At 61.3% G+C, this 20,025-nt stretch carries 27 protein-coding genes and 3 tRNA genes; 1 reads left to right on the top strand and 29 read right to left on the bottom strand.

Going from position 1 to position 20,025, the window contains the following annotated elements; translation table 11 throughout:
- Positions 1 to 3: 3 nt before the first annotated feature.
- The 27 genes from rplO to ACVOMF_RS14360 all read right to left on the bottom strand — a co-directional run bounded on the left by rplO (position 4) and on the right by ACVOMF_RS14360 (position 14,681).
- Positions 4 to 447, bottom strand: a complete 444-nt coding sequence (rplO, locus tag ACVOMF_RS14490; protein WP_057629603.1) for a 50S ribosomal protein L15 — start codon at positions 445 to 447, stop codon at positions 4 to 6.
- A 6-nt stretch (positions 448 to 453) separates the two neighbouring features.
- Entirely contained in the window at positions 454 to 645 is a 192-nt protein-coding gene (gene rpmD / locus ACVOMF_RS14485; RefSeq protein WP_062169020.1) for a 50S ribosomal protein L30, read from the bottom strand.
- Positions 638 to 1,180, bottom strand: a complete 543-nt coding sequence (gene rpsE, locus ACVOMF_RS14480; RefSeq protein WP_282270259.1) for a 30S ribosomal protein S5 — start codon at positions 1,178 to 1,180, stop codon at positions 638 to 640. Before rpsE ends, rpmD begins: the two co-directional genes overlap by 8 nt.
- Positions 1,181 to 1,341: 161 nt before the next feature.
- Positions 1,342 to 1,695 (bottom strand): 50S ribosomal protein L18, encoded by a 354-nt coding sequence (gene rplR / locus ACVOMF_RS14475; RefSeq protein ID WP_062169024.1) that lies wholly within the window; start codon positions 1,693 to 1,695, stop codon positions 1,342 to 1,344.
- A gap of 33 nt (positions 1,696 to 1,728) precedes the next feature.
- Complete coding sequence (gene rplF / locus ACVOMF_RS14470; RefSeq protein ID WP_481509902.1) at positions 1,729 to 2,256, bottom strand: 50S ribosomal protein L6; 528 nt, start codon at positions 2,254 to 2,256, stop codon at positions 1,729 to 1,731.
- Between the two features lie 15 nt (positions 2,257 to 2,271).
- Positions 2,272 to 2,670, bottom strand: a complete 399-nt coding sequence (rpsH, locus tag ACVOMF_RS14465) for a 30S ribosomal protein S8 (RefSeq protein ID WP_296253885.1) — start codon at positions 2,668 to 2,670, stop codon at positions 2,272 to 2,274.
- A 218-nt stretch (positions 2,671 to 2,888) separates the two neighbouring features.
- Complete coding sequence (gene rpsN, locus ACVOMF_RS14460; RefSeq protein ID WP_481509901.1) at positions 2,889 to 3,194, bottom strand: 30S ribosomal protein S14; 306 nt, start codon at positions 3,192 to 3,194, stop codon at positions 2,889 to 2,891.
- A gap of 18 nt (positions 3,195 to 3,212) precedes the next feature.
- Entirely contained in the window at positions 3,213 to 3,755 is a 543-nt protein-coding gene (gene rplE / locus ACVOMF_RS14455; protein ID WP_062169033.1) for a 50S ribosomal protein L5, read from the bottom strand.
- A 10-nt stretch (positions 3,756 to 3,765) separates the two neighbouring features.
- Positions 3,766 to 4,083 carry a 50S ribosomal protein L24 gene (rplX, locus tag ACVOMF_RS14450; RefSeq protein WP_017355416.1) on the bottom strand — a complete coding sequence of 106 codons (318 nt, stop codon included), beginning with the start codon at positions 4,081 to 4,083 and terminating at the stop codon, positions 3,766 to 3,768.
- 16 nt (positions 4,084 to 4,099) lie between these two features.
- Entirely contained in the window at positions 4,100 to 4,468 is a 369-nt protein-coding gene (rplN, locus tag ACVOMF_RS14445) for a 50S ribosomal protein L14 (RefSeq protein ID WP_125358566.1), read from the bottom strand.
- Between the two features lie 13 nt (positions 4,469 to 4,481).
- Positions 4,482 to 4,751: a 30S ribosomal protein S17 gene (gene rpsQ / locus ACVOMF_RS14440; RefSeq protein ID WP_282270268.1), complete on the bottom strand. Its 270-nt coding sequence runs from the start codon at positions 4,749 to 4,751 to the stop codon at positions 4,482 to 4,484.
- An 11-nt stretch (positions 4,752 to 4,762) separates the two neighbouring features.
- The gene (gene rpmC / locus ACVOMF_RS14435; RefSeq protein WP_054657204.1) at positions 4,763 to 4,948 is read right to left on the bottom strand and encodes a 50S ribosomal protein L29; all 186 of its coding nucleotides are present in this window, start codon (positions 4,946 to 4,948) and stop codon (positions 4,763 to 4,765) included.
- A complete protein-coding gene (gene rplP / locus ACVOMF_RS14430) occupies positions 4,948 to 5,361 on the bottom strand; it encodes a 50S ribosomal protein L16 (RefSeq protein ID WP_282270271.1) in 414 nt (137 codons plus the stop codon). Before rplP ends, rpmC begins: the two co-directional genes overlap by 1 nt.
- 5 nt (positions 5,362 to 5,366) lie before the next feature.
- Positions 5,367 to 6,101 (bottom strand): 30S ribosomal protein S3, encoded by a 735-nt coding sequence (gene rpsC, locus ACVOMF_RS14425; RefSeq protein ID WP_481509900.1) that lies wholly within the window; start codon positions 6,099 to 6,101, stop codon positions 5,367 to 5,369.
- Between the two features lie 18 nt (positions 6,102 to 6,119).
- Positions 6,120 to 6,455, bottom strand: a complete 336-nt coding sequence (gene rplV / locus ACVOMF_RS14420) for a 50S ribosomal protein L22 (protein WP_054657198.1) — start codon at positions 6,453 to 6,455, stop codon at positions 6,120 to 6,122.
- A gap of 12 nt (positions 6,456 to 6,467) precedes the next feature.
- Positions 6,468 to 6,737 carry a 30S ribosomal protein S19 gene (gene rpsS, locus ACVOMF_RS14415; protein ID WP_057629591.1) on the bottom strand — a complete coding sequence of 90 codons (270 nt, stop codon included), beginning with the start codon at positions 6,735 to 6,737 and terminating at the stop codon, positions 6,468 to 6,470.
- Between the two features lie 6 nt (positions 6,738 to 6,743).
- Positions 6,744 to 7,571, bottom strand: coding sequence for a 50S ribosomal protein L2 (gene rplB, locus ACVOMF_RS14410; RefSeq protein ID WP_057629590.1), 828 nt, complete (start codon positions 7,569 to 7,571; stop codon positions 6,744 to 6,746).
- A 10-nt stretch (positions 7,572 to 7,581) separates the two neighbouring features.
- Positions 7,582 to 7,881 carry a 50S ribosomal protein L23 gene (gene rplW, locus ACVOMF_RS14405; RefSeq protein ID WP_057629589.1) on the bottom strand — a complete coding sequence of 100 codons (300 nt, stop codon included), beginning with the start codon at positions 7,879 to 7,881 and terminating at the stop codon, positions 7,582 to 7,584.
- A complete protein-coding gene (rplD, locus tag ACVOMF_RS14400; RefSeq protein ID WP_481509899.1) occupies positions 7,878 to 8,483 on the bottom strand; it encodes a 50S ribosomal protein L4 in 606 nt (201 codons plus the stop codon). The genes rplW and rplD overlap by 4 nt, the downstream gene beginning before the upstream one ends.
- A 12-nt stretch (positions 8,484 to 8,495) precedes the next feature.
- Entirely contained in the window at positions 8,496 to 9,146 is a 651-nt protein-coding gene (gene rplC, locus ACVOMF_RS14395) for a 50S ribosomal protein L3 (RefSeq protein WP_282270285.1), read from the bottom strand.
- An 11-nt stretch (positions 9,147 to 9,157) separates the two neighbouring features.
- Complete coding sequence (gene rpsJ / locus ACVOMF_RS14390) at positions 9,158 to 9,469, bottom strand: 30S ribosomal protein S10 (protein ID WP_010341589.1); 312 nt, start codon at positions 9,467 to 9,469, stop codon at positions 9,158 to 9,160.
- 1,283 nt (positions 9,470 to 10,752) lie between these two features.
- Positions 10,753 to 11,943: an elongation factor Tu gene (gene tuf, locus ACVOMF_RS14385; protein ID WP_481509898.1), complete on the bottom strand. Its 1,191-nt coding sequence runs from the start codon at positions 11,941 to 11,943 to the stop codon at positions 10,753 to 10,755.
- Between the two features lie 49 nt (positions 11,944 to 11,992).
- A tRNA-Thr gene (locus tag ACVOMF_RS14380) sits at positions 11,993 to 12,068 on the bottom strand.
- A 38-nt stretch (positions 12,069 to 12,106) separates the two neighbouring features.
- Positions 12,107 to 12,180 (bottom strand) — tRNA-Gly (locus ACVOMF_RS14375).
- Positions 12,181 to 12,208: 28 nt separating this feature from the next.
- Positions 12,209 to 12,294 (bottom strand) — tRNA-Tyr (locus tag ACVOMF_RS14370).
- Positions 12,295 to 12,431: 137 nt separating this feature from the next.
- Positions 12,432 to 13,451 carry an isoaspartyl peptidase/L-asparaginase family protein gene (locus ACVOMF_RS14365; RefSeq protein WP_481509897.1) on the bottom strand — a complete coding sequence of 340 codons (1,020 nt, stop codon included), beginning with the start codon at positions 13,449 to 13,451 and terminating at the stop codon, positions 12,432 to 12,434.
- 186 nt (positions 13,452 to 13,637) lie between these two features.
- Positions 13,638 to 14,681, bottom strand: coding sequence for a cyanophycinase (locus tag ACVOMF_RS14360; RefSeq protein WP_481509896.1), 1,044 nt, complete (start codon positions 14,679 to 14,681; stop codon positions 13,638 to 13,640).
- 162 nt (positions 14,682 to 14,843) lie between these two features.
- Between ACVOMF_RS14360 and ACVOMF_RS14355 the strand changes: the two genes are divergently transcribed.
- Entirely contained in the window at positions 14,844 to 17,639 is a 2,796-nt protein-coding gene (locus ACVOMF_RS14355) for a TonB-dependent receptor plug domain-containing protein (protein ID WP_481509895.1), read from the top strand.
- A 534-nt stretch (positions 17,640 to 18,173) separates the two neighbouring features.
- Here the strand turns inward: ACVOMF_RS14355 and ychF are convergent.
- Positions 18,174 to 19,265, bottom strand: a complete 1,092-nt coding sequence (ychF, locus tag ACVOMF_RS14350) for a redox-regulated ATPase YchF (protein ID WP_296252459.1) — start codon at positions 19,263 to 19,265, stop codon at positions 18,174 to 18,176.
- A gap of 84 nt (positions 19,266 to 19,349) precedes the next feature.
- The gene (gene pth / locus ACVOMF_RS14345) at positions 19,350 to 19,928 is read right to left on the bottom strand and encodes an aminoacyl-tRNA hydrolase (RefSeq protein ID WP_481509894.1); all 579 of its coding nucleotides are present in this window, start codon (positions 19,926 to 19,928) and stop codon (positions 19,350 to 19,352) included.
- Between the last annotated feature and the right edge of the window lie 97 nt (positions 19,929 to 20,025).

Genomic DNA, 20,025 nt, shown 5'->3' with positions numbered 1-20,025 from the left:
CAGTTACTCCTGTACGCTGCCGCCGGCAGCTTCAATCGCGGCCTTGGCGCCGGCAGTAGCAGCAATACCCTTCAGGGTGAATGCCTTGCTCAGCTCGCCCTTGAAGACGACCTTGGCCTTCTTCGCGGTCGACGGGATCAGCTTGGCTGCACGCAGTGCGGCCAGGTCGATCTCACCAGCTTCCAGGCGGTCAAGGTGGTAGGACAGCACTTCTGCGGTGTCCTTGGCCTTGTGCGAGAAGAAGCCGATCTTCGGCAGACGACGCTGCATCGGGGTCTGGCCGCCTTCGAAGCCAGCCTTGATCTTGCCGCCGCCCTTGCGAGCGAACGATCCCTTGTGGCCGCGGCCGCAGGTCTTGCCCAGGCCGGAGCCGATGCCGCGACCGACGCGGGTACGCTCGGTACGGGCGCCCGGTGCCGGGCTCAGTTCATTGAGACGCATAGTCATGGTCGATTACTCCTCAACCTGGACGAGGTACTGAACCTTGTTGATCAGACCGCGAACCTGCGGGCTGTCTTTCAGTTCACGCACATCATTGAGCTTGTTCAGGCCCAGGGCACGCACCGACAGGCGGTGACGCGACTGGGTGCCACGCAGGCCGCGCACCAGGCGCACCTTGACGGTCTTGACGGTTTCATTAGCCATGGTTCAGATCCTCCAACTTCTTGCCGCGCTTGGCAGCAATACGAGCCGGGGACTGTGCACCGGCCAGACCCTTCAGGGTGGCGCGGACCAGGTTGATCGGGTTACGCGAACCGGTTGCCTTGGCCAGGACGTTCTTCACGCCAACGGCTTCCAGCACGGCGCGCATGGCACCGCCGGCAATGACGCCGGTACCTTCCGAAGCCGGCTGCATGAACACGCGAGCTGCGCCGTGACCATCCTTGATGGTGTGCCACAACGTGCCGTTGTTCAGATCAACGCTGACCTGGTTCTTGCGGGCCTGCTCCATCGACTTCTGGATGGCGACCGGCACTTCGCGTGCCTTGCCATAACCGAAGCCGACCTTGCCTTCGCCATCACCGACCACGGTCAGTGCGGTGAAGGTGAACTGACGGCCACCCTTGACGGTCTTGCTGACGCGATTGACCGCGACCAGCTTCTCGATCATGCCGTCGTCGATTTTCTCTTCGCGGTTACGGTCGCGATCGCGACCCCGCTGCTGACGCTCTTCTGCCATTTCGATTCCTTGATTGATTGGGTATGTACGGCTCGATGCCGCTTATGGTTGTGTAGTGGAGCAATGAATCGCCAGACGCTGCAGAAGAACGAAAGGCGCCCGGTACAAACCCGTACCGGCAGGCAGGCGGAAAGGGGCCAGAGGCCCCTTTCCTGTATTGCTTAGAACTGCAGACCGCCTTCGCGGGCAGCATCAGCAAGCGCCTTGATGCGACCATGGTAGCGGTAGCCCGAGCGGTCGAAAGCGACCTTCTCGATACCAGCAGCCTTGGCGCGCTCGGCGATCAGCTTGCCAACCTTGGTGGCAGCGTCGATGTTCTTGCCGCTCTTCAGGCCTTCCTTGACTTCGGCCTGTGCGGTGTTGGCAGCAGCCAGCACCTTGGAGCCGTCGGCGGTGAAGACCTGTGCGTACAGGTGCTGACCGGTGCGCAGCACCGACAGACGTGCCACGCCCAGGGTACGGATGTGCGAACGGGTCGACTTGGCGCGACGCAGACGGGCGATGTTCTTGTTCATGTTCTTTATCCTCGAAAGCTGAAAACCTAAGAATTAGGCCTTCTTGGCTTCCTTGCGAATGATGACTTCACCGGCGTACTTCACACCCTTGCCCTTATAGGGCTCCGGCGGACGGTAACCACGGATCTTGGCGGCGACTTCACCGACAACCTGCTTGTCCACGCCCTGCACGACGATTTCCGTCTGCGTCGGGGTCGACAGGGTGATGCCTTCCGGCGCCACGAACACGACAGGGTGGGAGAAGCCCAGCGACAGGTTCAGGTCCTTGCCCTGCATGGCAGCGCGGTAACCCACGCCGACCAGCTCAAGCTTGCGCTCGAAGCCTTCGGACACGCCCTGCACCATGTTGGCCAGGATCGCACGCACGGTGCCGGCCAGCGCGTCGAAGGAGATGTCCTTCGGGCTCAGCGTGGCAACGCCGTTGTCGAGAGTGATTTCTACGCCAGCGGTCTTGTTCAGCGACAGGGCGCCCTTCGGGCCCTTCACGCTAACAACTTCCGGCTGGATGGTCAGTTCAACGCCCTTGGGCAGGTTGATCGGCTTCTTGGCTACGCGGGACATAGTGGACTCCTTCCCTTAGGCCACGAAGCACAGGACTTCGCCGCCGACGCCCAACTGGCGCGCCTGCGCATCAGTCATGATGCCCTTGGAGGTGGAAATGATGGCGACGCCCAGGCCGTTCAGGACCTTCGGCAGTTCAGACTTGCCACGGTACTGGCGCAGGCCCGAACGCGAGAAGCGCTTCAGGGTCGCGATGACCGGCTTGCCTTCGAAGTACTTCAGGACGATTTCGAGCTCGGCCTTGTTGTTTTCGATGTTGTTGACGCGCAGGTCGGCGATGTAACCCTCGTCCTTCAGGACCTGGGCAATGGCCACCTTGACCTTGGACGACGGGGCTTTCACCGTCTGCTTGCCAACCGCTGCCGCATTCTTGATGCGGACCAGCAGGTCGGCGATGGGATCAGTCATGCTCATGTAGATACCTTTGAGTGCACCGATATCCGCTTTCGCGAAAATCTCGTGTTTTCCTGGGATGGGCCAGGGCCCTTGACGCACCTGCCGCCTGTTTCGGGCAGGCAAGGAGCGGGATTATACGACAAAAAGCCCGACTTGCGTCGGACTTTTTGTTTTGCCTTCAGATTGACCCGAAAGCCCTGCTGGGCGGGCCTTTCGGCCGCCCAGCGGGTTGTTGCTTACCAGCTTGCCTTGCGCAGGCCCGGCACGTCACCACGCATGGTGGCTTCGCGCAGCTTGTTGCGGCCGAGGCCGAACTTGCTGTAGACGCCACGCGGACGACCCGACAGTTCGCAACGGTTGCGGTGGCGGCTCGGCGACGAATCGCGCGGCAGCTTCGACAACTTGGTTGCAGCCTCGATCTTCTCTTCGTAGCTCGCGTCCACCGAGGACACGATCTTCCTCAGAGCAGCACGCTTGTCGGCGTACTTCAGAGCCAGCTTCTTCCGCTTGATGTCGCGGTTGACCATTGAGGTCTTTGCCATTTCTGTATCCTCGACGAATCAGTTACGGAACGGGAACTTGAACGCTGCGAGCAGCGCCTTCGCTTCCGCGTCGGTCTTGGCGGTGGTGGTGATGGCGATATCCATACCGCGGATCGCGTCGACGGCGTCGAAGTCGATTTCCGGGAAGATGATCTGTTCCTTCACACCCATGTTGTAGTTGCCACGACCGTCGAACGAACGACCCGACACGCCGCGGAAGTCACGCACGCGCGGCAGCGAGATGTTGATCAGGCGATCCAGGAACTCAAACATGGTGTCACGACGCAGCGTGACCTTGCAGCCGATCGGCCAACCGTCACGGATCTTGAACGAAGCCACCGAGACGCGCGACTTGGTGACCACCGGCTTCTGGCCGGTGATCTTGGTCATGTCGGCAACGGCGTTCTCAAGAACCTTCTTGTTGGTCGCAGCTTCGCCCACACCCATGTTCAGGGTGACCTTGACCAGGCGCGGCACTTCCATCGGATTGGTGTAACCGAACTGCTTGGTCAGCGCCGGTACCACTTCTTCCTTGTAAAACTTTTCGAGACGTGAATTCATCGGTCAGTCCTTAGGCGTCGAGCGCCTCACCGCTGGAGCGGAACACACGCAGTTTGCGTCCATCCTCCAGCACCTTGAAGCCAACGCGCTCGCCCTTGCCCGAAGCCGGGTTCAGCACATTCACGTTGGAGATATGGATCGACGCTTCACGCTCGACCACGCCGCCGGCAACGCCTGCCTGCGGGTTCGGCTTGGTGTGGCGCTTGACGATGTTCACGTTGGCGACGATCACACGATCGCCGTCGACGCGGACGACTTCGCCCTGCTTGCCCTTGTCCTTGCCGGTGTTGACGACGACCTGGTCGCCCTTCTTGATACGGTTAGCCATGATTATCTCCTGGCGCTCACAGAACTTCGGGAGCGAGCGAGACGATCTTCATGAACTTCTCGGAACGAAGTTCACGGGTCACCGGTCCGAAGATGCGGGTGCCGATCGGCTCTTGCTTGTTGTTGAGCAGGACCGCGGCGTTGCCGTCGAAACGGATCAGCGAGCCATCGGCGCGACGCACACCCTTGCGGGTACGCACCACGACGGCGTCATACACTTCACCCTTCTTGACTTTGCCGCGCGGAATTGCGTCCTTCACGGTGACCTTGATGATGTCGCCGATGTGGGCATAACGGCGCTTGGAACCACCAAGCACCTTGATGCACATCAGTTCCTTGGCACCGGAATTGTCCGCAACGTCAAGGTAGCTCTGCATCTGGATCATGAGTCAGATCTCCTTATTCAGCCGCACGCGTGATGACTTCCACCACACGCCAGTTCTTGGTCTTGGACATCGGAGCAATCTCGGTCACGCGCACGACATCACCTTCTTTACAGGCGTTGTCGGCGTCGTGTGCGTGCAGCTTGGACGAGCGCTTGATGTACTTGCCGTACAACGGGTGCTTGACCTGGCGCTCCACCAACACGGTGACCGTCTTGTCCATCTTGTTGCTGACGACACGGCCTTCGACCGTGCGCAGCGTCTTCTTTTCAGTATTTTCGCTCATAGCAGCCATCCTTACTTCGTGCTGCCGATCAGGTGCTTGACGCGAGCAATCTCGCGGCGCACCCGGCGGGTTTCGTGGGTCTTCGGCAGCTGGCCGGTGACCTGCTGCATACGGAGCGAGAACTGCTCCTTACGCAGGTCGGTCAGGTGGGCCTTGAGTTCGTCAGCCGACTTCTCGCGGAGTTGTTTGATGTCCATCAGCGCACCGTCCGGGTTACGAAAGTGGTGGTCACCGAGAGCTTGGCAGCGGCCAGGCGGAACGCCTCGCGTGCCACTTCCTCGGTCACACCCTCGACTTCATAAATCATGCGGCCCGGCTGGATCTGGGCGACCCAGTATTCCACGCCACCCTTACCAGCACCCATTCGGACTTCGATGGGCTTCTTGGTGATCGGCTTGTCGGGGAACACACGGATCCACATCTTGCCACCGCGCTTGACGTAGCGGCTGATCGAGCGGCGAGCCGCTTCGATCTGACGCGCAGTCAGCTGACCGTGGGCAGTAGCCTTCAGGCCGAACTCGCCGAAGCTGACGGCGTTGGCGCTCCAGCTCAGGCCGTCATTGCGGCCCTTGAACATCTTGCGGTATTTGGTTCGCTTGGGTTGCAACATTGCCGTTACCTCGCTTCACGAGCCGGGCGCGACGGACGGTCACCGCGGTCGCCGCGATCGTTACGATCGTTGCGCGGGCTGTCGTCCTGCTTTTCCTGGCCAACCTGGGAGAAATCAAAGACTTCACCCTTGTAGATCCAGACCTTGATGCCGATGATGCCGTAGGTGGTGCTGGCTTCAGCGAAACCGTAGTCGATATCCGCACGCAGGGTGTGCAACGGCACGCGGCCTTCGCGGTACCACTCCGAACGGGCGATTTCAGCGCCGTTCAAGCGGCCGCCGACGTTGACCTTGATGCCCAGGGCACCCAGGCGCATCGCATTGCCGACCGAGCGCTTCATTGCACGGCGGAACATGATGCGGCGCTCCAGCTGCTGCGCGATCGACTCGGCAACCAGCTGTGCGTCCAACTCCGGCTTGCGCACTTCGGTGACGTTGATGTGCGCCGGGACGCCCATCAGCTCGCTCACTTCCTTACGCAGCTTTTCGATGTCCTCACCGCGCTTGCCGATCACCACGCCCGGACGGGCGGTGTGGATCGTCACGCGAGCCGTCTTTGCCGGACGCTCGATGAGGATCTTGGAGATGCCGGCCTGTGCAAGCTTCTTGCGCAGCATCTCGCGAACTTTCAGGTCGGCTGCCAGGTAACCAGCAAACTCGGCCTTGTTGGCGTACCACTTGGAGTTCCAGTCCTTGGAAATACCGAGGCGGATACCAACCGGATGAACTTTATGACCCATGGTCTTTATCCTTTCCGCTTACTTGCCGGCGCCCACAACCACAGTGATGTGGCTGGTGCGCTTGAGGATGCGGGTACCGCGGCCTTTCGCCCGCGCCATGAAACGCTTCAGGGTCGGACCTTCATCAACCATGATGGTCTTGACCTTCAGCTCGTCGACGTCAGCGCCCTGGTTGTTTTCGGCATTTGCGATAGCCGACTCCACCACCTTCTTGATCAGGTGGGCAGCCTTCTTGTCCGAAAACTTCAGCAGGTTGACCGCACGCTCGGCCGGCAGACCGCGCACCTGGTCAGCGACCAGACGAGCCTTCTGCGCAGAGATGCGCGCGGAGCGCAGGATTGCTTTCGCTTCCATTGTCATCTCTCCTTACTTGCCCGACTTCTTGTCGCCACCGTGACCCTTGAAGGTCCGGGTGACGGCAAATTCGCCGAGCTTGTGGCCGACCATGTTCTCGTTGACGAGCACCGGAACGTGGTTCTTGCCGTTATGAACGGCGATGGTGACGCCTACCATTTCCGGCAGGATCATCGAACGGCGCGACCAGGTTTTGATCGGCTTCTTGCTGCCCGCAGCGGCCTCCACCTTCTTGACGAGGTGGTGATCGACGAACGGGCCCTTCTTGAGTGAACGTGCCATGGTCGATTAGCCCCTACGATCGCGGACGATGAACTGCTGAGTGCGCTTGTTATGGCGCGTCTTGTAACCCTTGGTCGGAACGCCCCACGGGGTGACCGGATGCGGATTACCCTGGCCGGCCTTGGCTTCACCACCACCGTGCGGGTGATCAACCGGGTTCATGGCCGCACCGCGGACGGTCGGCTTGACACCGCGCCAGCGCTTCGCGCCAGCCTTGCCCAGCTTTTCCAGGTTGTGCTCATCGTTACCGACTTCACCGATGGTGGCGCGGCATTCGACCGGCACCTTACGCATTTCACCCGAGCGCAGGCGCAGGGTGGCGTAGATGCCTTCACGAGCGACCAACTGCACGCCTGCACCAGCAGCACGAGCGATCTGAGCGCCCTTGCCCGGCTTCAGCTCGATCCCGTGGACGGTGGTACCGACCGGGATGTTGCGCAGCGGCAGGGTGTTGCCGGTCTTGATCGGGGCGTGAGCACCCGAGATGACCTGGTCACCCGCCTTCAGGCCCTTCGGGGCGATGATGTAGCGACGCTCGCCGTCGACGTAGCACAGCAGGGCGATATGGGCAGTGCGGTTCGGATCGTATTCGATACGTTCCACGCGTGCCGGAATGCCTTCCTTGTTGCGCTTGAAGTCGATCAGACGGTAGTGCTGCTTGTGACCACCACCCACGTGACGGGTGGTGATGCGGCCGTGGTGGTTACGACCGCCGGACTTGCTCTGCGGCTCCAGCAACGCAGCATGCGGCGCGCCTTTGTGCAGATCAGGAGTGACCACGCGCACGGCCGAACGACGGCCGGGAGAAGTGGGTTTGAATTTCATCAATGGCATGGGATGTACCTCAGGCCTTGGCCGTTACATCGATGGACTGGCCATCGGCGAGACGCACATACGCCTTGCGCCAATCGCCGCGGCGGCCTGCACGGTTACGGAAGGACTTGTTCTTGCCCTTCACGTTCAGCACGTTGACCGACTCGACCTTGACGTCGAACAGCTGCTCAACCGCGGCCTTTACATCGGCCTTGGTGGCTTCGTTCGAAACTTCGAAGACGTATTGGTTGGAGATTTCCTGCAGGCGCGCGGTCTTTTCAGAGACTCGCGGTGCACGCAGCACGCTGAAGATTTTTTCGTTGGCGCTCATGCCAGCCACTCCTCGACCTTCTTGACCGCGTCAGCGGTGATGACGACCGTGTCGGCACCGACCAGCGAAACCGGGTCCAGGCCCTGCACGTCACGCACCTGCACATACGGCAGATTGCGAGCGGACAGGTACAGGTGCTCGGAAGCCTCTTCGGTGACGATCAGCGGGCGCTTGCCCACTTCCAGGCCAGCCAGCTTGGTGCTCAGGGCCTTGGTGCTGGTCGCTTCGACATCGAACGACTCAACGATGGTCAGGCGACCCTGGCGGTTCAGCTCGGACAGGATGGCGCACATGGCGGCGCGATACTGCTTGCGATTGACCTTCTGCTCGAAGCTACGCGGCTTGGCCGCGAAGGTGACACCACCGCCGACGAAGATCGGAGCAGTCAGGGCACCGTGACGAGCGCCACCACCCTTCTGCTTCTTCGACTTCTTGGTGGTACCAGCCACTTCAGAACGCGTCTTCTGTGCCTTGGTGCCCGAACGTGCGGCGTTGCGGTAGGCAACGACGACCTGGTGAACCAGATCTTCGCTGAAATCGCGACCGAACACGGCTTCGGAGACCGAGACCTTGTTGTTGCTACCCGTGATAACGAGTTCCATCGTCATCTCTCCTTATGCCTTGCTAGCCGGACGCACGATCACGTCACCACCGGCTGCGCCAGGCACGGCGCCGCGGATGGCAATCAGACCACGCTCGACATCGACCTTGACCACTTCCAGGTTCTGCGTGCTCTGCTGCACCGAACCCATGTGGCCGGACATCTTCTTGCCCGGGAAAACGCGACCCGGGGTCTGGCGCTGGCCCAAGGAACCCGGCGCGCGATGCGACAGCGAGTTACCGTGGGTTGCATCGCCCATACGGAAGTTGTAGCGCTTGATGGTGCCCTGGAAGCCCTTACCCTTGGTGACGCCCTGGACGTCAACCGTCTGGCCGACTTCAAAGATGTCTGCCTTGATTTCGCCACCGACGGCGAAATCGCCGATCTGTGCGTCTTCAACGCGGAATTCCCACAGGCCACGACCGGCTTCGACCTTCGCCTTGGCGAAGTGACCGGCTTCCGGCTTGTTGACCAGCGCAGCGCGACGAGCGCCGACGGTCACCTGCACGGCGCTGTAGCCGTCGGTTTCGACGGTCTTGATCTGCGCGATGCGGTTCGGGGTTGCTTCAATCAGGGTCACCGGGATGGACTGGCCATCTTCGGTGAAAACGCGGCTCATGCCAGCCTTGCGGCCCACGAAGCCCAACGAATATTTCTTCGTCATGGTCGTAGTCCTCAGGTCAGCTTGATCTGAACGTCGACGCCGGCAGCCAGTTCGAGCTTCATCAGCGCGTCCACGGTCTTGTCGTTGGGGTCGACGATATCGAGCACGCGCTTGTGCGTGCGGGTCTCGTACTGGTCACGCGCGTCCTTGTCGACGTGCGGGGAGACGAGGATGGTGTAACGCTCGATCTTGGTGGGCAGAGGGATCGGGCCACGCACTTGCGCGCCGGTCCGCTTTGCCGTTTCAACGATCTCGCTGGCCGAACGGTCGATCAAACGATGATCAAACGCCTTCAACCGAATTCGGATCTTTTGGTCCGCCATGACGGTATTCCTATGGGTCTAAAGAGCGACAGGTTCGGCCCCTGAGTGTGCCGAACCCCATGAAAACGACGTTTAGCGCCGAAGCACTGCCCGTCGCGCGAATCCTTTCATAACAGCAGGGCGGCCCGGTTTCCCGGCCCGCCCCAGACATGTTCAAACGCACAAAAAACACCCCGTTGAACGGAGTGCCTCCCATGCGACCTGTCCTTGTCTGGCGAATACGAGGTGCGTCCTGCCCCTCTTTTCGCTGGTTGCGGAATTCCCGTAAACGGGCACTTCCGCGAGTGGTCGTGCATTCTGTCAGTATTCTTTTCCTATTGCAACTCACCCCTCTGCCGAGGTATGGGGTGCTTCAGGAAACAGCCGGATTTGCTGGGTTTCCCGCGTATAAGCGCGTTCCGCCCCTGGCGACCGCACAGCCGATGTGCGCGGATACGGACACCCCGGCTAACTGCTGGATGAATGGCCAGAGGCAGGTGCGACGGTGAGAAGGCGGGGCAGCAGGCGTAACGGTACTGCGTCGAGCGCCCTACCCCACCCAAGCCCGGCACTTGTGCCGACCGGAGTCAGGCAAACCCTGGACAGGCTCGGATGTGAATACGTCAGCTCAGCCACTTCCGCCGGGGGCAGCATTATCCACGCGGGCGAAGCGGAAGTACAAATCCATCCGTGCCGCAGTCTCAGCCCATTCAGATCATCCGGACTTTCCGCGAAAAGCCGCCCTCACCCCAACCCCTCTCCCGTAAACGGGAGAGGGGCTAGCACTCTGCCAGCCTGCAGTCCGCTAGCGACCGACGCATTCCGGGCCCCTCTCCCGTTTACGGGAGAGGGGCTAGCACTCCGCCAGCCTGCAGTCCGCTAGCGACCGACGCATTCCGGGCCCTCCCCTGTTTACGGGAGAGGGGCTAGCACTCCGCCAGCCAGCAGTTCGCTAGCGATCGACGCAATCCGAGCCCCTCTCCCGTTTACGGGAGAGGGGTTGGGGTGAGGGGAAGCTTTTGACTTTTGATTTTCAGCTTTTTCGGCCTTTGACTCCTGCTTCTAGCTTGCGGCCTCTTCGCCAATTGGAGCGGCGAGCCGTCAAAGCCCATGACCCTTGAAGCTTTTGGCGCCCGAACCCCACAGCCCCTGAAGCGCCAGCCCCTTCAAACCACAAGCGCCAAACACACACGCCACACTAAACCCCGGCCCCCCCCCACCCCGTCCACAAAACAAACAAAAAAAGGGCGGCCCGGAGGCCGCCCTTCTTTCAACACATTGCTTCGCGAGGAAGCGCAGCGTTATCAGGCAACGATCTTTGCGACCACGCCGGCGCCGACGGTACGGCCACCTTCGCGGATTGCGAAGCGCAGGCCTTCGTCCATTGCCACCGGGTTGATCAGGGTGACAACCATCTTCACGTTGTCGCCCGGCATCACCATCTCGACGCCTTCCGGCAGCTCAACCGCACCGGTGATGTCGGTGGTACGGAAGTAGAACTGCGGACGGTAGCCCTTGAAGAACGGGGTGTGACGGCCGCCCTCGTCCTTCGACAGAACGTACACTTCGGCTTCGAACTGGGTGTGCGGCTTGATCGAACCCGGCTTGGCCAGGACCTGGCCACGCTCGACGTCGTCACGCTTGGTGCCGCGCAGCAGCAGACCGGCGTTGTCACCTGCCTGACCCTGGTCCAGCAGCTTGCGGAACATTTCCACGCCGGTGACGGTGGTCTTCTGGACCGGACGGATACCGACGATTTCGATTTCTTCGCCGACCTTGATCACGCCGCGCTCGATACGACCGGTCACCACGGTGCCGCGGCCCGAGATCGAGAACACGTCTTCCACCGGCATCAGGAACGGCTTGTCGACGTCACGCTCCGGGGTCGGGATCCAGCTGTCCAGTGCATCGACCAGCTTCAGGATGGCCGGCACGCCGATGTCGCTCTGGTCGCCTTCCAGCGCCATACGAGCCGAACCGTGCACGATCGGGGTGTCGTCGCCCGGGAAGTCGTACTTGCTCAGCAGCTCGCGGACTTCCATTTCAACCAGTTCCAGCAGCTCGGCATCGTCAACCATGTCGGCCTTGTTCAGGAACACGACGATGTACGGCACGCCGACCTGACGCGACAGCAGGATGTGCTCGCGGGTCTGCGGCATCGGGCCGTCAGCAGCCGAGCAGACCAGGATCGCGCCGTCCATCTGGGCAGCACCGGTGATCATGTTCTTGACGTAGTCAGCATGGCCCGGGCAATCCACGTGGGCGTAGTGACGGGTAGCGGATTCGTACTCAACGTGCGCGGTCGAGATCGTGATGCCACGTGCCTTTTCTTCCGGCGCGGCATCGATCGAGGAGTAATCCTTGAACTCGCCACCGAAGCGCTCTGCACCGATCTTGGTCAGTGCGGCAGTCAGCGTGGTCTTGCCATGATCGACGTGGCCGATAGTACCGACGTTAACGTGCGGCTTGGTACGCTCGAACTTGCTCTTGGACATGGCTGCTTCTTCTCGGTAACAGGGTTAGTTGTGCACTATCTGCGAAAGATGGTGCTCACGAAAGGAATCGAACCTTCGACCTCCTCCTTACCAAGGAGGTGCTCTACCGACTGAGCTACGTGAGCGAGTTGTCTATTATGCCGTGTTTTTTCGTTTCGTTCAATGGAGCGGGAGACGGGAATCGAACCCGCACCATTAGCTTGGAAGGCTAAGGTTCTACCGTTGAACTACTCCCGCACCGGGAAAACACGTCACAACATAAAACTGGTGGAGGGAGGTGGATTCGAACCACCGAAGGCGTAAGCCAGCAGATTTACAGTCTGCCCCCGTTGGCCGCTTGGGTATCCCTCCATTCCACTCCCTTGTCGAGGACCGCGGCCTTGCCGGTCAGGGGTGGGTGAGCTCGCTATTTTGGTGATCAACGCCGATGCTGTCAACAGAAATCTTCACATTCGGTGAAATTTCTTTTTCGGCATCGGCGGTGCCGATCACTCGCCGGGCATCTTAATCTTTTCGTCGGCAAAAATCGCCACATGCGGCACGCCATCGGCACCAATCCAACCGCGATACATGCCTTCGGTATTGAACGGCATTGCCGCCTTGCCATCCGCAGACAAAACGATGCCACCGCCATCGCCGCCAAGCTCCGGCACACGCTTGACGATCACTTCATCGCCAGCCTGTGCAGGCGTTTCCTTCAGGTACTTCATGCGTGCACATATTTCGTGTGCGACGGACAGGCGGATGTAGTACTCACCCCAGCCCGTGCCTGAAACCGCACACTGATCATTGGCATAGGTGCCAGCGCCGATGATCGGTGAATCACCAACACGTCCATAGCGCTTGTTGGTCATGCCGCCAGTGGACGTGCCCGCGGCGAGCTTGCCCTGGTTGTCCAGCGCAACCGCACCGACGGTGCCGAAATGCTTGGCCGTTTCCAGGTCGGCATGCGCCTGCCCCGCCGCCTCTTCCTTCAATGCACGCTGCAACTGCTCCCAACGTTTCTCGGTACGGAAGTAGGACGGATCCACCAGTTCGATCTTCTGCTCGGCGGCAAACATCTCCGCGCCCTGCCCCACCATCATCACGTGCGGCGAATGCTCCATCACCGCGCGCGACAGCAGGATCGGGTTCTTGACCGTATGCACGCCGGCGACGGCACCGGCACGCAGCGTGGCGCCATCCATCAATGAGGCATCCAATTCGTTCTTGCCGTCATGGGTGAACACCGCACCCCGACCCGCGTTGAAGGTCGGATCGTTCTCCAGCACGGTGATCGCAGCCGTCACTGCATCCAGCGCAGGCTTGCCAGCAGCCAAGGCCTGATGACCCTGGCGCAGCGCCTCAGTCAACGCCGCACGGGCGGCACGCTCTTCTGCAGCGCTGAAATCCTTGCGCTCAACCCCTGCCCCACCGTGGATGACCAGCAAGGGAGAAACCTCGGCTGCGGCGGCAGCTCCTGAGGACAGCGACGCCAGGCCCAGCAGTACTGCAGAAGTCAGCTTCATGTTTCTTCACTCCCGAATGGAACCCCGATTCTAGGCAGGTGCCAGCCACTCTGAACAGTCACCAACGTCGTTCACCCTCTCTTTCTGACAGTTGCCGAGCCCGCCCCGCATTCCACCCCTGTAGCAGCCAACTCCAAGGGCAACAAAAAAGGGGCCGAAGCCCCTTTATCCGTTGATCACAAACGCTCAGTTGGGATGCAGCTCCAGCTCGCCATCGACGACGCTGGCCATCGCAGTGAAGGCGGCATTGTCGACCCTGAACCCATCCAGATGCAGACGACTGCCCGAGCCAACGCCAGTGACCGGAATGGAACTGAACTCCAACGGCTCACCATTGCTCAGGCGATCTGCCGTGTGCCGCGGCATCACCAACCAGGCATAGCCATCGACCAGCGAGTACACCCGGCCACGCCCATCAGCCTCCACGCACAGCGCGGTGTCCTCATCCACGCCGATACCGACGATGTCGTCCTGGCCCTTGACCTGGGCGGCGCGGGCGACGAAGACAATCAGCCGTCCCAAACGGTCGCGCTTGGCAAAGTGCGTATCGGTCACTACGTTGGACAGGTAGGGCATGGTCAGGAAATCCCGGTCCATGGTCACCTTGCTCCCCATCGGGTCGTTCAATGCGGCCGGTGAATTGACACTGCCGCCATCCAGCGCGCCATAGGCATAGCCACCAAGGATGGCTAGGCCAGCACTGGTACCGCCGATCGGCTTGCCAGCACGGACATGCGCATTGAGCAGGTTGTTGAGCTCGGTGCCCTTCCAGAAACGGATGTAACGCGACTGGTCGCCGCCGGCGATGAAGATCGCATCGGCGCCGCGCACCACCCGCAGCACGGCCGGATCATCGGCCGCCTTGCGGCTGTCGAACACCAGCGTCTGCACCGCAGTGACGCCGCCGATGTCGTAGTACAGCTCCTTCTGCATGTTGTCGTCACCAGAGGCGCGCAGGATCACCACGCGCCCGTGCCCGGCGCGCTCGACCCACCAGTGGAAGGCTTCCGGCACCCAGTCACCCCCGCCCATCAACATCATCGCGGCCTCGGTCTTGCCCGGGCGCGGCGCATCCAGATCACCTACTTCGTAGTAGCGGTAGCCGGCGGCACTGATGCCACGCGAATCCTCGGCGTGGACCACGCCCCCCGCAGCGACAGCTGCGATAGCCAGAACGATTCGCCCCAGCCAGGAACTCTTACGTTTCATAGCACCCTCTACCTGATCCATGTAATCGCTTACAGCTGTAATGCCAGACTTTCTGGCAGTGGTCAAGCGTGTAAAAAAGGTGTTAGATGGCGAGAACCCATTCACATTACAGACAGGGTTGGCCGGCATTTCCCTACATGCCGACAGGACAAATTCGGACACTTTTCATCAGAGAGCTGATTCATGCGTAAGCACGCAATGGTGTGTTCAATCCAACTGGCCCTGCTGTCGATGGCCGCCCCCGCCCTGGCGCAGACCGCTACCCAGGGCCAACCGCAACAACTCGACACGGTGCAGGTCACCGGCTCGCGCATCCCGCGCGCCCAGGTGGAAGGCCCGGCCCCGGTCACCGTGGTGACCGCCGAGCAGATCAAGTCCGCCGGTTTCACCTCGGTACCGGACGTGCTGCGCTCGCTAAGCCAGAACAGCGGCAGCACCCAGGGGCAGCAGAACACCACCGGCGCGCAATCCACCCCTGGCGCGCAGGCAGTCGATCTGCGAGGTCTGGGCCCGAACCACACCCTTGTCCTGGTCAACGGCCGCCGCATCGCTGACTTCCCGCTGCCGCTCAATGGCCGCAGCAACTTCACCGACGTCGGCAATATCCCGCTGGGCATGATCGACCGGATTGAAGTGCTGACTGGCAGCGCCTCGGCCGTGTACGGCTCGGACGCAATGGCCGGCGTCATCAACTTCATCCTGAAGAAGTCCACCGACGGCACCACCTTCGACTACCGCTTCGGCGACACCAGCCGCGGCGGTGGTTCATCGCAGAATTTGACGATCACCACCGGCTTTGAGCAGGACAAATTCAGCGGCATCGTCGGCGTCGAGTTGATCGACAAGCGCCCACTGTGGGGCACTGATCGCGGCGTGCAGGATTCGACGCTGGATTCGCCGGCTGCGGAACGGCGCCTGCCGCGCCTGATCGCCCAGCTGCAGAACTGGGACGACGACGAGAACATCGCCCCGGCTGACGGCTGCGCCGCCATGGCTGGTCTCAACGGCGGCACCACCGTACTCACCGAGAACGACCTAGGCCCCTACTGCGGCAGCGAGCGCGCCATTGCCTATCGCACCATCCAGAACGAGCGAAAAGGCTTCAACGCCTATGGCTCGTTCGAATACCGCTTCAACGATGCGCTGTCGTGGTTCGCCGATGTCCAGCTTGGCCAGCAGAAGGTCAAGCTGCTGACCGGCACCAATGGCAATGATGTCGCCAGCGACCATATGGGCTGGGAGTTCCATGACCCGAACTCGGCTGGCAACTACCGCAACAAGATCTTCTACAACGCCACCACCGAGCGTTACGAGAACTGGGCGCGTCAGTTCACCCCGGAGGAGGTTGGCGGTCTGCGCAACCGCATGAACACCACCACCCAAAAGACATTTGCGGTGACCACCGGCCTCAAGGGCATGATCGCCGAGGCATGGAACTGGGAAGCAGCCTACAACCACTCCCAGTACAAGGCTGACGTCAAGATGCCGCGCATCAAGGCGGCGGCGGCCAATCGCCTGTTCCTGGGCGAGCTGCAGGGCTATGACGATGATGGCATCGCGATCTACACCCCGGACCCGGCGCGGCTGTTCACGCCGCTGACCCAGGCCGAATTTGCCTCGATCGCTGCAATGTCCACGTTCCGCCCGGAAGCCAAGAACGACAACCTCAGCTTCACGGTCGACAACTCATCGCTGTTCTCGATGCCCGCCGGCGATGTCGGTTTCGCAGGCGCCGTCGAGTACGGCAAGCAATCCTATGAGATAAACCCCGATCCACTGGCATTGACCGAAGACGCCTATTACGGCCCGCGCTACGGCGATGGCCATGGCGACCGCGACCACTGGAGTGCGGCCGGCGAATTGCGCGTGCCGTTGGCGTCGACCCTGCAGGCAAGCGTGGCTGGGCGCTATGACCGCTACAGCTACGGCAACAAGAACCCGGGCAAGTTCACCTACAGCGCCGGCTTGGAGTGGCGTCCGCTGGACACCTTGTTGCTGCGCAGTTCCTACGGCACCGGTTTCCGTGCACCGGACATGCACTACCTGTTTGCCGGGAACGACTACTACCGCACCCGCTTCGCCACCGATTACCTGGCCTGCCGTACGGACAATGCCGGTGCCACCGACGGCGAATGCTACGACCGCGACTTTGGCAACTACGACGTCAGCACGTTCGATGTCTACAGCGGCAACATGAACCTGGACGAGGAGACCAGCAAATCGTTCTCGGCTGGTTTCGTGTGGTCACCTGTGGCCAACTTCGACCTGGCGGTGGATTACTACAAGATCCGCATCGAAAACCAGGTGCAAACCCAGGACCGCGAGCTGCTGCGCATCCAGGAAGCTGACTGTCGTCTGGGCAAGACCGATACCGGCGCAGCAGTGGACATCAACTCGCCGACCTGCGTCGATGCACTGGCCCGCGTGATCCGCGATGCAGACGGCAACATCACCAGCGTGCACTTCGGCCCGATCAACATCGCCAACGAGGAAACCTCGGGCATCGATGTCGCCGCCAACTACCGCCTGCAGACGGCGAACGCGGGTGATTTCAGCTTCACCGGCCAGTACAACTGGACCCACCGCCACACCCGCCAGCAGTTCCCGGGCGACCCTAAGGAAGACATGCTCGATGTCAGCTTCAGCGCCACCACGCTGCCGCGGGTGAAGTCGAACCTGGGCGTGAGCTGGGACAAGGGTGCCTGGGGCGCCAGCCTGTTCGGCAGCTATCTGGGCCGGGTTGCCAACTACGACAACGATGCATGGACCGAGGCAACCTGGCGCTTCAACGCAGGCGCCCGCTACGACATCACTGATCACCTGCGGGTGTCGCTGTCGGTCAACAACCTGTTCGACAAGATGCCGCCGAAGGACCCGACCTGGTCGAACTACCCGTACTACGACACTTCGTGGTTCGACAGCATGGGCCGCAGCTACTACCTGCAGCTCACCTGGAAGTTGGGCGGCAAGGCGCTGTAAGGCCAGTATGCATGCAGTGCCAACAAGGCCCGCCATTGGCGGGCCTTGTTGTTTGTGCGGGTCTTGGCGGTACCACCAGCCGGCACTGCCTGGACTACACCGTGACAACTCTTCTCCACAGCCACTGTGCGCAATGACTGGAGAAGGTTGTGGACAACCGTCTGCAGGCCTTGCGCTGCAAGGCTTTCAAAATGCTGGTGAATTTTTAGCCAACGCACTACAACAACGGCATGCGGCTTTCTTTGTGGGAGCGGCGTCAGCCGCGAAGCATGTGCATCGTCAGATGGCGCAGTCTCCCGGGACTGCAGGAATGTCAGCTTCGCAGCTGACGCCGCTCCTACAAGCAGCCATCCGACTTGTGGGGTTCTCCACAAGCGCTGTGCGCAATGACTGGAGAAGGCTGTGGACAACCGCACGCAGGCCTTGCGCTGCAAGGCTTTCAAAAATGTGGCGAAATATTCACCACGCTACAAACCGCAGATATGACAAGGCCCCGCAATGCGGGGCCTTGTTGCTGCAGCAACGTCGCTGGGATCAGACGTTGAAGCGGAAATGCAGTACGTCGCCTTCCTTGACGATGTAATCCTTGCCTTCCAGGCGCAGGCGGCCGGCTTCCTTGGCGCCCTGCTCGCCCTTGAGGTTGATGAAGTCCTCGTAGCTGATGGTTTCGGCACGGATGAAGCCACGCTCGAAGTCGGTATGGATCACGCCAGCTGCCTGCGGCGCGGTCGAACCGGCACGCAGCTGCCATGCGCGGACTTCCTTCACACCTGCGGTGAAGTAGGTCTGCAGGCCGAGCAGCTTGTAGCCGGCACGGATCACGCGGTTCAGGCCCGGCTCTTCCAGACCGAGGTCCTTAAGGAACTCATCACGGTCGGCGTCATCCAGCTGCGCCATTTCTTCTTCGATCGCCGCACACACCGGCACCACTTCGGCACCTTCGGCCGCGGCACGGGCACGCACCACGTCCAGCAGCGGATTGTTCTCGAAACCGTCTTCGGCAACGTTGGCGATGTACATCAGCGGCTTCAGCGTGATCAGGAACATGTCACGGATCAGCGCCTTTTCATCGGCATCAAGGCCGGCGGCGCGCGCCGACTTGCCCTGATCCAGCGCAGAAGCCAGCTTTTCCAGCACCGGCTTGCGGGCCAGCGCTTCCTTGTCGTTGGCCTTGGCCGCGCGGGTAGCGCGATCCAGTGCCTTCAACACCGATTCCAGGTCAGCCAGCGCCAGCTCGGTATCGATGGTCTCGATGTCGGCGATCGGATCGACCTTGTTGGCCACGTGGATGACGTTGCCGTCTTCGAAGCAGCGCACGACGTGGGCGATGGCGTCGGTCTCGCGGATGTGGGCGAGGAACTTGTTGCCCAGGCCTTCACCCTTGGACGCACCAGCGACCAGACCGGCGATGTCGACGAACTCCATCGTGGTCGGGATCACCCGCTCTGGCTTGACGATTGCCGCCAGCGCGTCAAGGCGCGGATCCGGCACCGGCACCACGCCGGTGTTCGGCTCGATCGTGCAGAACGGGAAGTTGGCCGCAGCGATACCCGCCTTGGTCAGCGCATTGAACAGGGTCGACTTGCCAACATTGGGCAGACCGACGATGCCGCATTTGATACCCATGCTTGAACTCCCGTGAATGGAAAATCGGAAATGGAGAAGCGGAAGGGCCTATTGCCGTTCCATTCCCCATTCCCCATTTTTCGCTCACTTGGTGGTGTGCAGACGCTTCATTGCTTCGCTGTAATCGCCAGCTACCGCCAACGGCATCACGTCGATGGCCGCATCGATGGCCTGTGCCATCAGCACGGCATCGTCCGGCGACGGACGGCCCAGCACCCAACCCACCACGCGGTCCTTGTGACCAGGATGGCCGATGCCAAGACGCAGACGATGGAACTTGCCATGACCGAGCAGGCGGATGGTGTCACGTAGGCCATTCTGGCCGCCATGACCACCGTCGAACTTGAGCCGGGCCACGCCGGGCGGCATGTCCAGTTCGTCGTGTGCAAGCAGGGTTTCTTCCGGCTCGATCTTCCAGAACCGCTGCGCGGCGGTGACCGATTTGCCAGACAGGTTCATGTAGGTCGCCGGCTTCAACAGCCACACCGGTTGCCCGGCAATCTCGACCTTGGCGACTTCGCCAAACAATTTGCTTTCCAGCGCCCAGCGCGCGCCCTGCCGCTCTGCCAAGGCCTCAACGAAATGAAACCCAGCGTTATGCCGGGTTCGGGCGTGTTCGGATCCGGGATTGCCCAGACCGACGATCAATCGCAAGCCAGTCATCTTTCTGATGCAGCGTTGGGGGGGGGGCCGGGCCGGGGGGCCCCCCCCCCCCCACAAAAGACAAACAAAAAAGAGAGAAGACAGGAGTGGGGGTAGA

Source organism: Stenotrophomonas sp. STEN022, assembly GCF_056760155.1.
The sequence above is the reverse complement of the archived record's forward strand: the minus strand, read 5'-3'. Positions and strand labels throughout refer to the sequence as shown.

Excerpts from the sequence above, each read along its gene's own strand:
- rplO (WP_057629603.1), bottom strand. The coding sequence starts at position 447 with ATGACTATGCGTCTCAATGAACTGAGCCCGGCACCGGGCGCCCGTACC.
- rpmD (WP_062169020.1), bottom strand. The coding sequence starts at position 645 with ATGGCTAATGAAACCGTCAAGACCGTCAAGGTGCGCCTGGTGCGCGGC.
- rpsE (WP_282270259.1), bottom strand. The coding sequence starts at position 1,180 with ATGGCAGAAGAGCGTCAGCAGCGGGGTCGCGATCGCGACCGTAACCGC.
- rplR (WP_062169024.1), bottom strand. The coding sequence starts at position 1,695 with ATGAACAAGAACATCGCCCGTCTGCGTCGCGCCAAGTCGACCCGTTCG.
- rplF (WP_481509902.1), bottom strand. The coding sequence starts at position 2,256 with ATGTCCCGCGTAGCCAAGAAGCCGATCAACCTGCCCAAGGGCGTTGAA.
- rpsH (WP_296253885.1), bottom strand. The coding sequence starts at position 2,670 with ATGAGCATGACTGATCCCATCGCCGACCTGCTGGTCCGCATCAAGAAT.
- rpsN (WP_481509901.1), bottom strand. The coding sequence starts at position 3,194 with ATGGCAAAGACCTCAATGGTCAACCGCGACATCAAGCGGAAGAAGCTG.
- rplE (WP_062169033.1), bottom strand. The coding sequence starts at position 3,755 with ATGAATTCACGTCTCGAAAAGTTTTACAAGGAAGAAGTGGTACCGGCG.
- rplX (WP_017355416.1), bottom strand. The coding sequence starts at position 4,083 with ATGGCTAACCGTATCAAGAAGGGCGACCAGGTCGTCGTCAACACCGGC.
- rplN (WP_125358566.1), bottom strand. The coding sequence starts at position 4,468 with ATGATCCAGATGCAGAGCTACCTTGACGTTGCGGACAATTCCGGTGCC.
- rpsQ (WP_282270268.1), bottom strand. The coding sequence starts at position 4,751 with ATGAGCGAAAATACTGAAAAGAAGACGCTGCGCACGGTCGAAGGCCGT.
- rpmC (WP_054657204.1), bottom strand. The coding sequence starts at position 4,948 with ATGGACATCAAACAACTCCGCGAGAAGTCGGCTGACGAACTCAAGGCC.
- rplP (WP_282270271.1), bottom strand. The coding sequence starts at position 5,361 with ATGTTGCAACCCAAGCGAACCAAATACCGCAAGATGTTCAAGGGCCGC.
- rpsC (WP_481509900.1), bottom strand. The coding sequence starts at position 6,101 with ATGGGTCATAAAGTTCATCCGGTTGGTATCCGCCTCGGTATTTCCAAG.
- rplV (WP_054657198.1), bottom strand. The coding sequence starts at position 6,455 with ATGGAAGCGAAAGCAATCCTGCGCTCCGCGCGCATCTCTGCGCAGAAG.
- rpsS (WP_057629591.1), bottom strand. The coding sequence starts at position 6,737 with ATGGCACGTTCACTCAAGAAGGGCCCGTTCGTCGATCACCACCTCGTC.
- rplB (WP_057629590.1), bottom strand. The coding sequence starts at position 7,571 with ATGCCATTGATGAAATTCAAACCCACTTCTCCCGGCCGTCGTTCGGCC.
- rplW (WP_057629589.1), bottom strand. The coding sequence starts at position 7,881 with ATGAGCGCCAACGAAAAAATCTTCAGCGTGCTGCGTGCACCGCGAGTC.
- rplD (WP_481509899.1), bottom strand. The coding sequence starts at position 8,483 with ATGGAACTCGTTATCACGGGTAGCAACAACAAGGTCTCGGTCTCCGAA.
- rplC (WP_282270285.1), bottom strand. The coding sequence starts at position 9,146 with ATGACGAAGAAATATTCGTTGGGCTTCGTGGGCCGCAAGGCTGGCATG.
- rpsJ (WP_010341589.1), bottom strand. The coding sequence starts at position 9,469 with ATGGCGGACCAAAAGATCCGAATTCGGTTGAAGGCGTTTGATCATCGT.
- tuf (WP_481509898.1), bottom strand. The coding sequence starts at position 11,943 with ATGTCCAAGAGCAAGTTCGAGCGTACCAAGCCGCACGTTAACGTCGGT.
- ACVOMF_RS14365 (WP_481509897.1), bottom strand. The coding sequence starts at position 13,451 with ATGAAGCTGACTTCTGCAGTACTGCTGGGCCTGGCGTCGCTGTCCTCA.
- ACVOMF_RS14360 (WP_481509896.1), bottom strand. The coding sequence starts at position 14,681 with ATGGATCAGGTAGAGGGTGCTATGAAACGTAAGAGTTCCTGGCTGGGG.
- ACVOMF_RS14355 (WP_481509895.1), top strand. The coding sequence starts at position 14,844 with ATGCGTAAGCACGCAATGGTGTGTTCAATCCAACTGGCCCTGCTGTCG.
- ychF (WP_296252459.1), bottom strand. The coding sequence starts at position 19,265 with ATGGGTATCAAATGCGGCATCGTCGGTCTGCCCAATGTTGGCAAGTCG.
- pth (WP_481509894.1), bottom strand. The coding sequence starts at position 19,928 with ATGACTGGCTTGCGATTGATCGTCGGTCTGGGCAATCCCGGATCCGAA.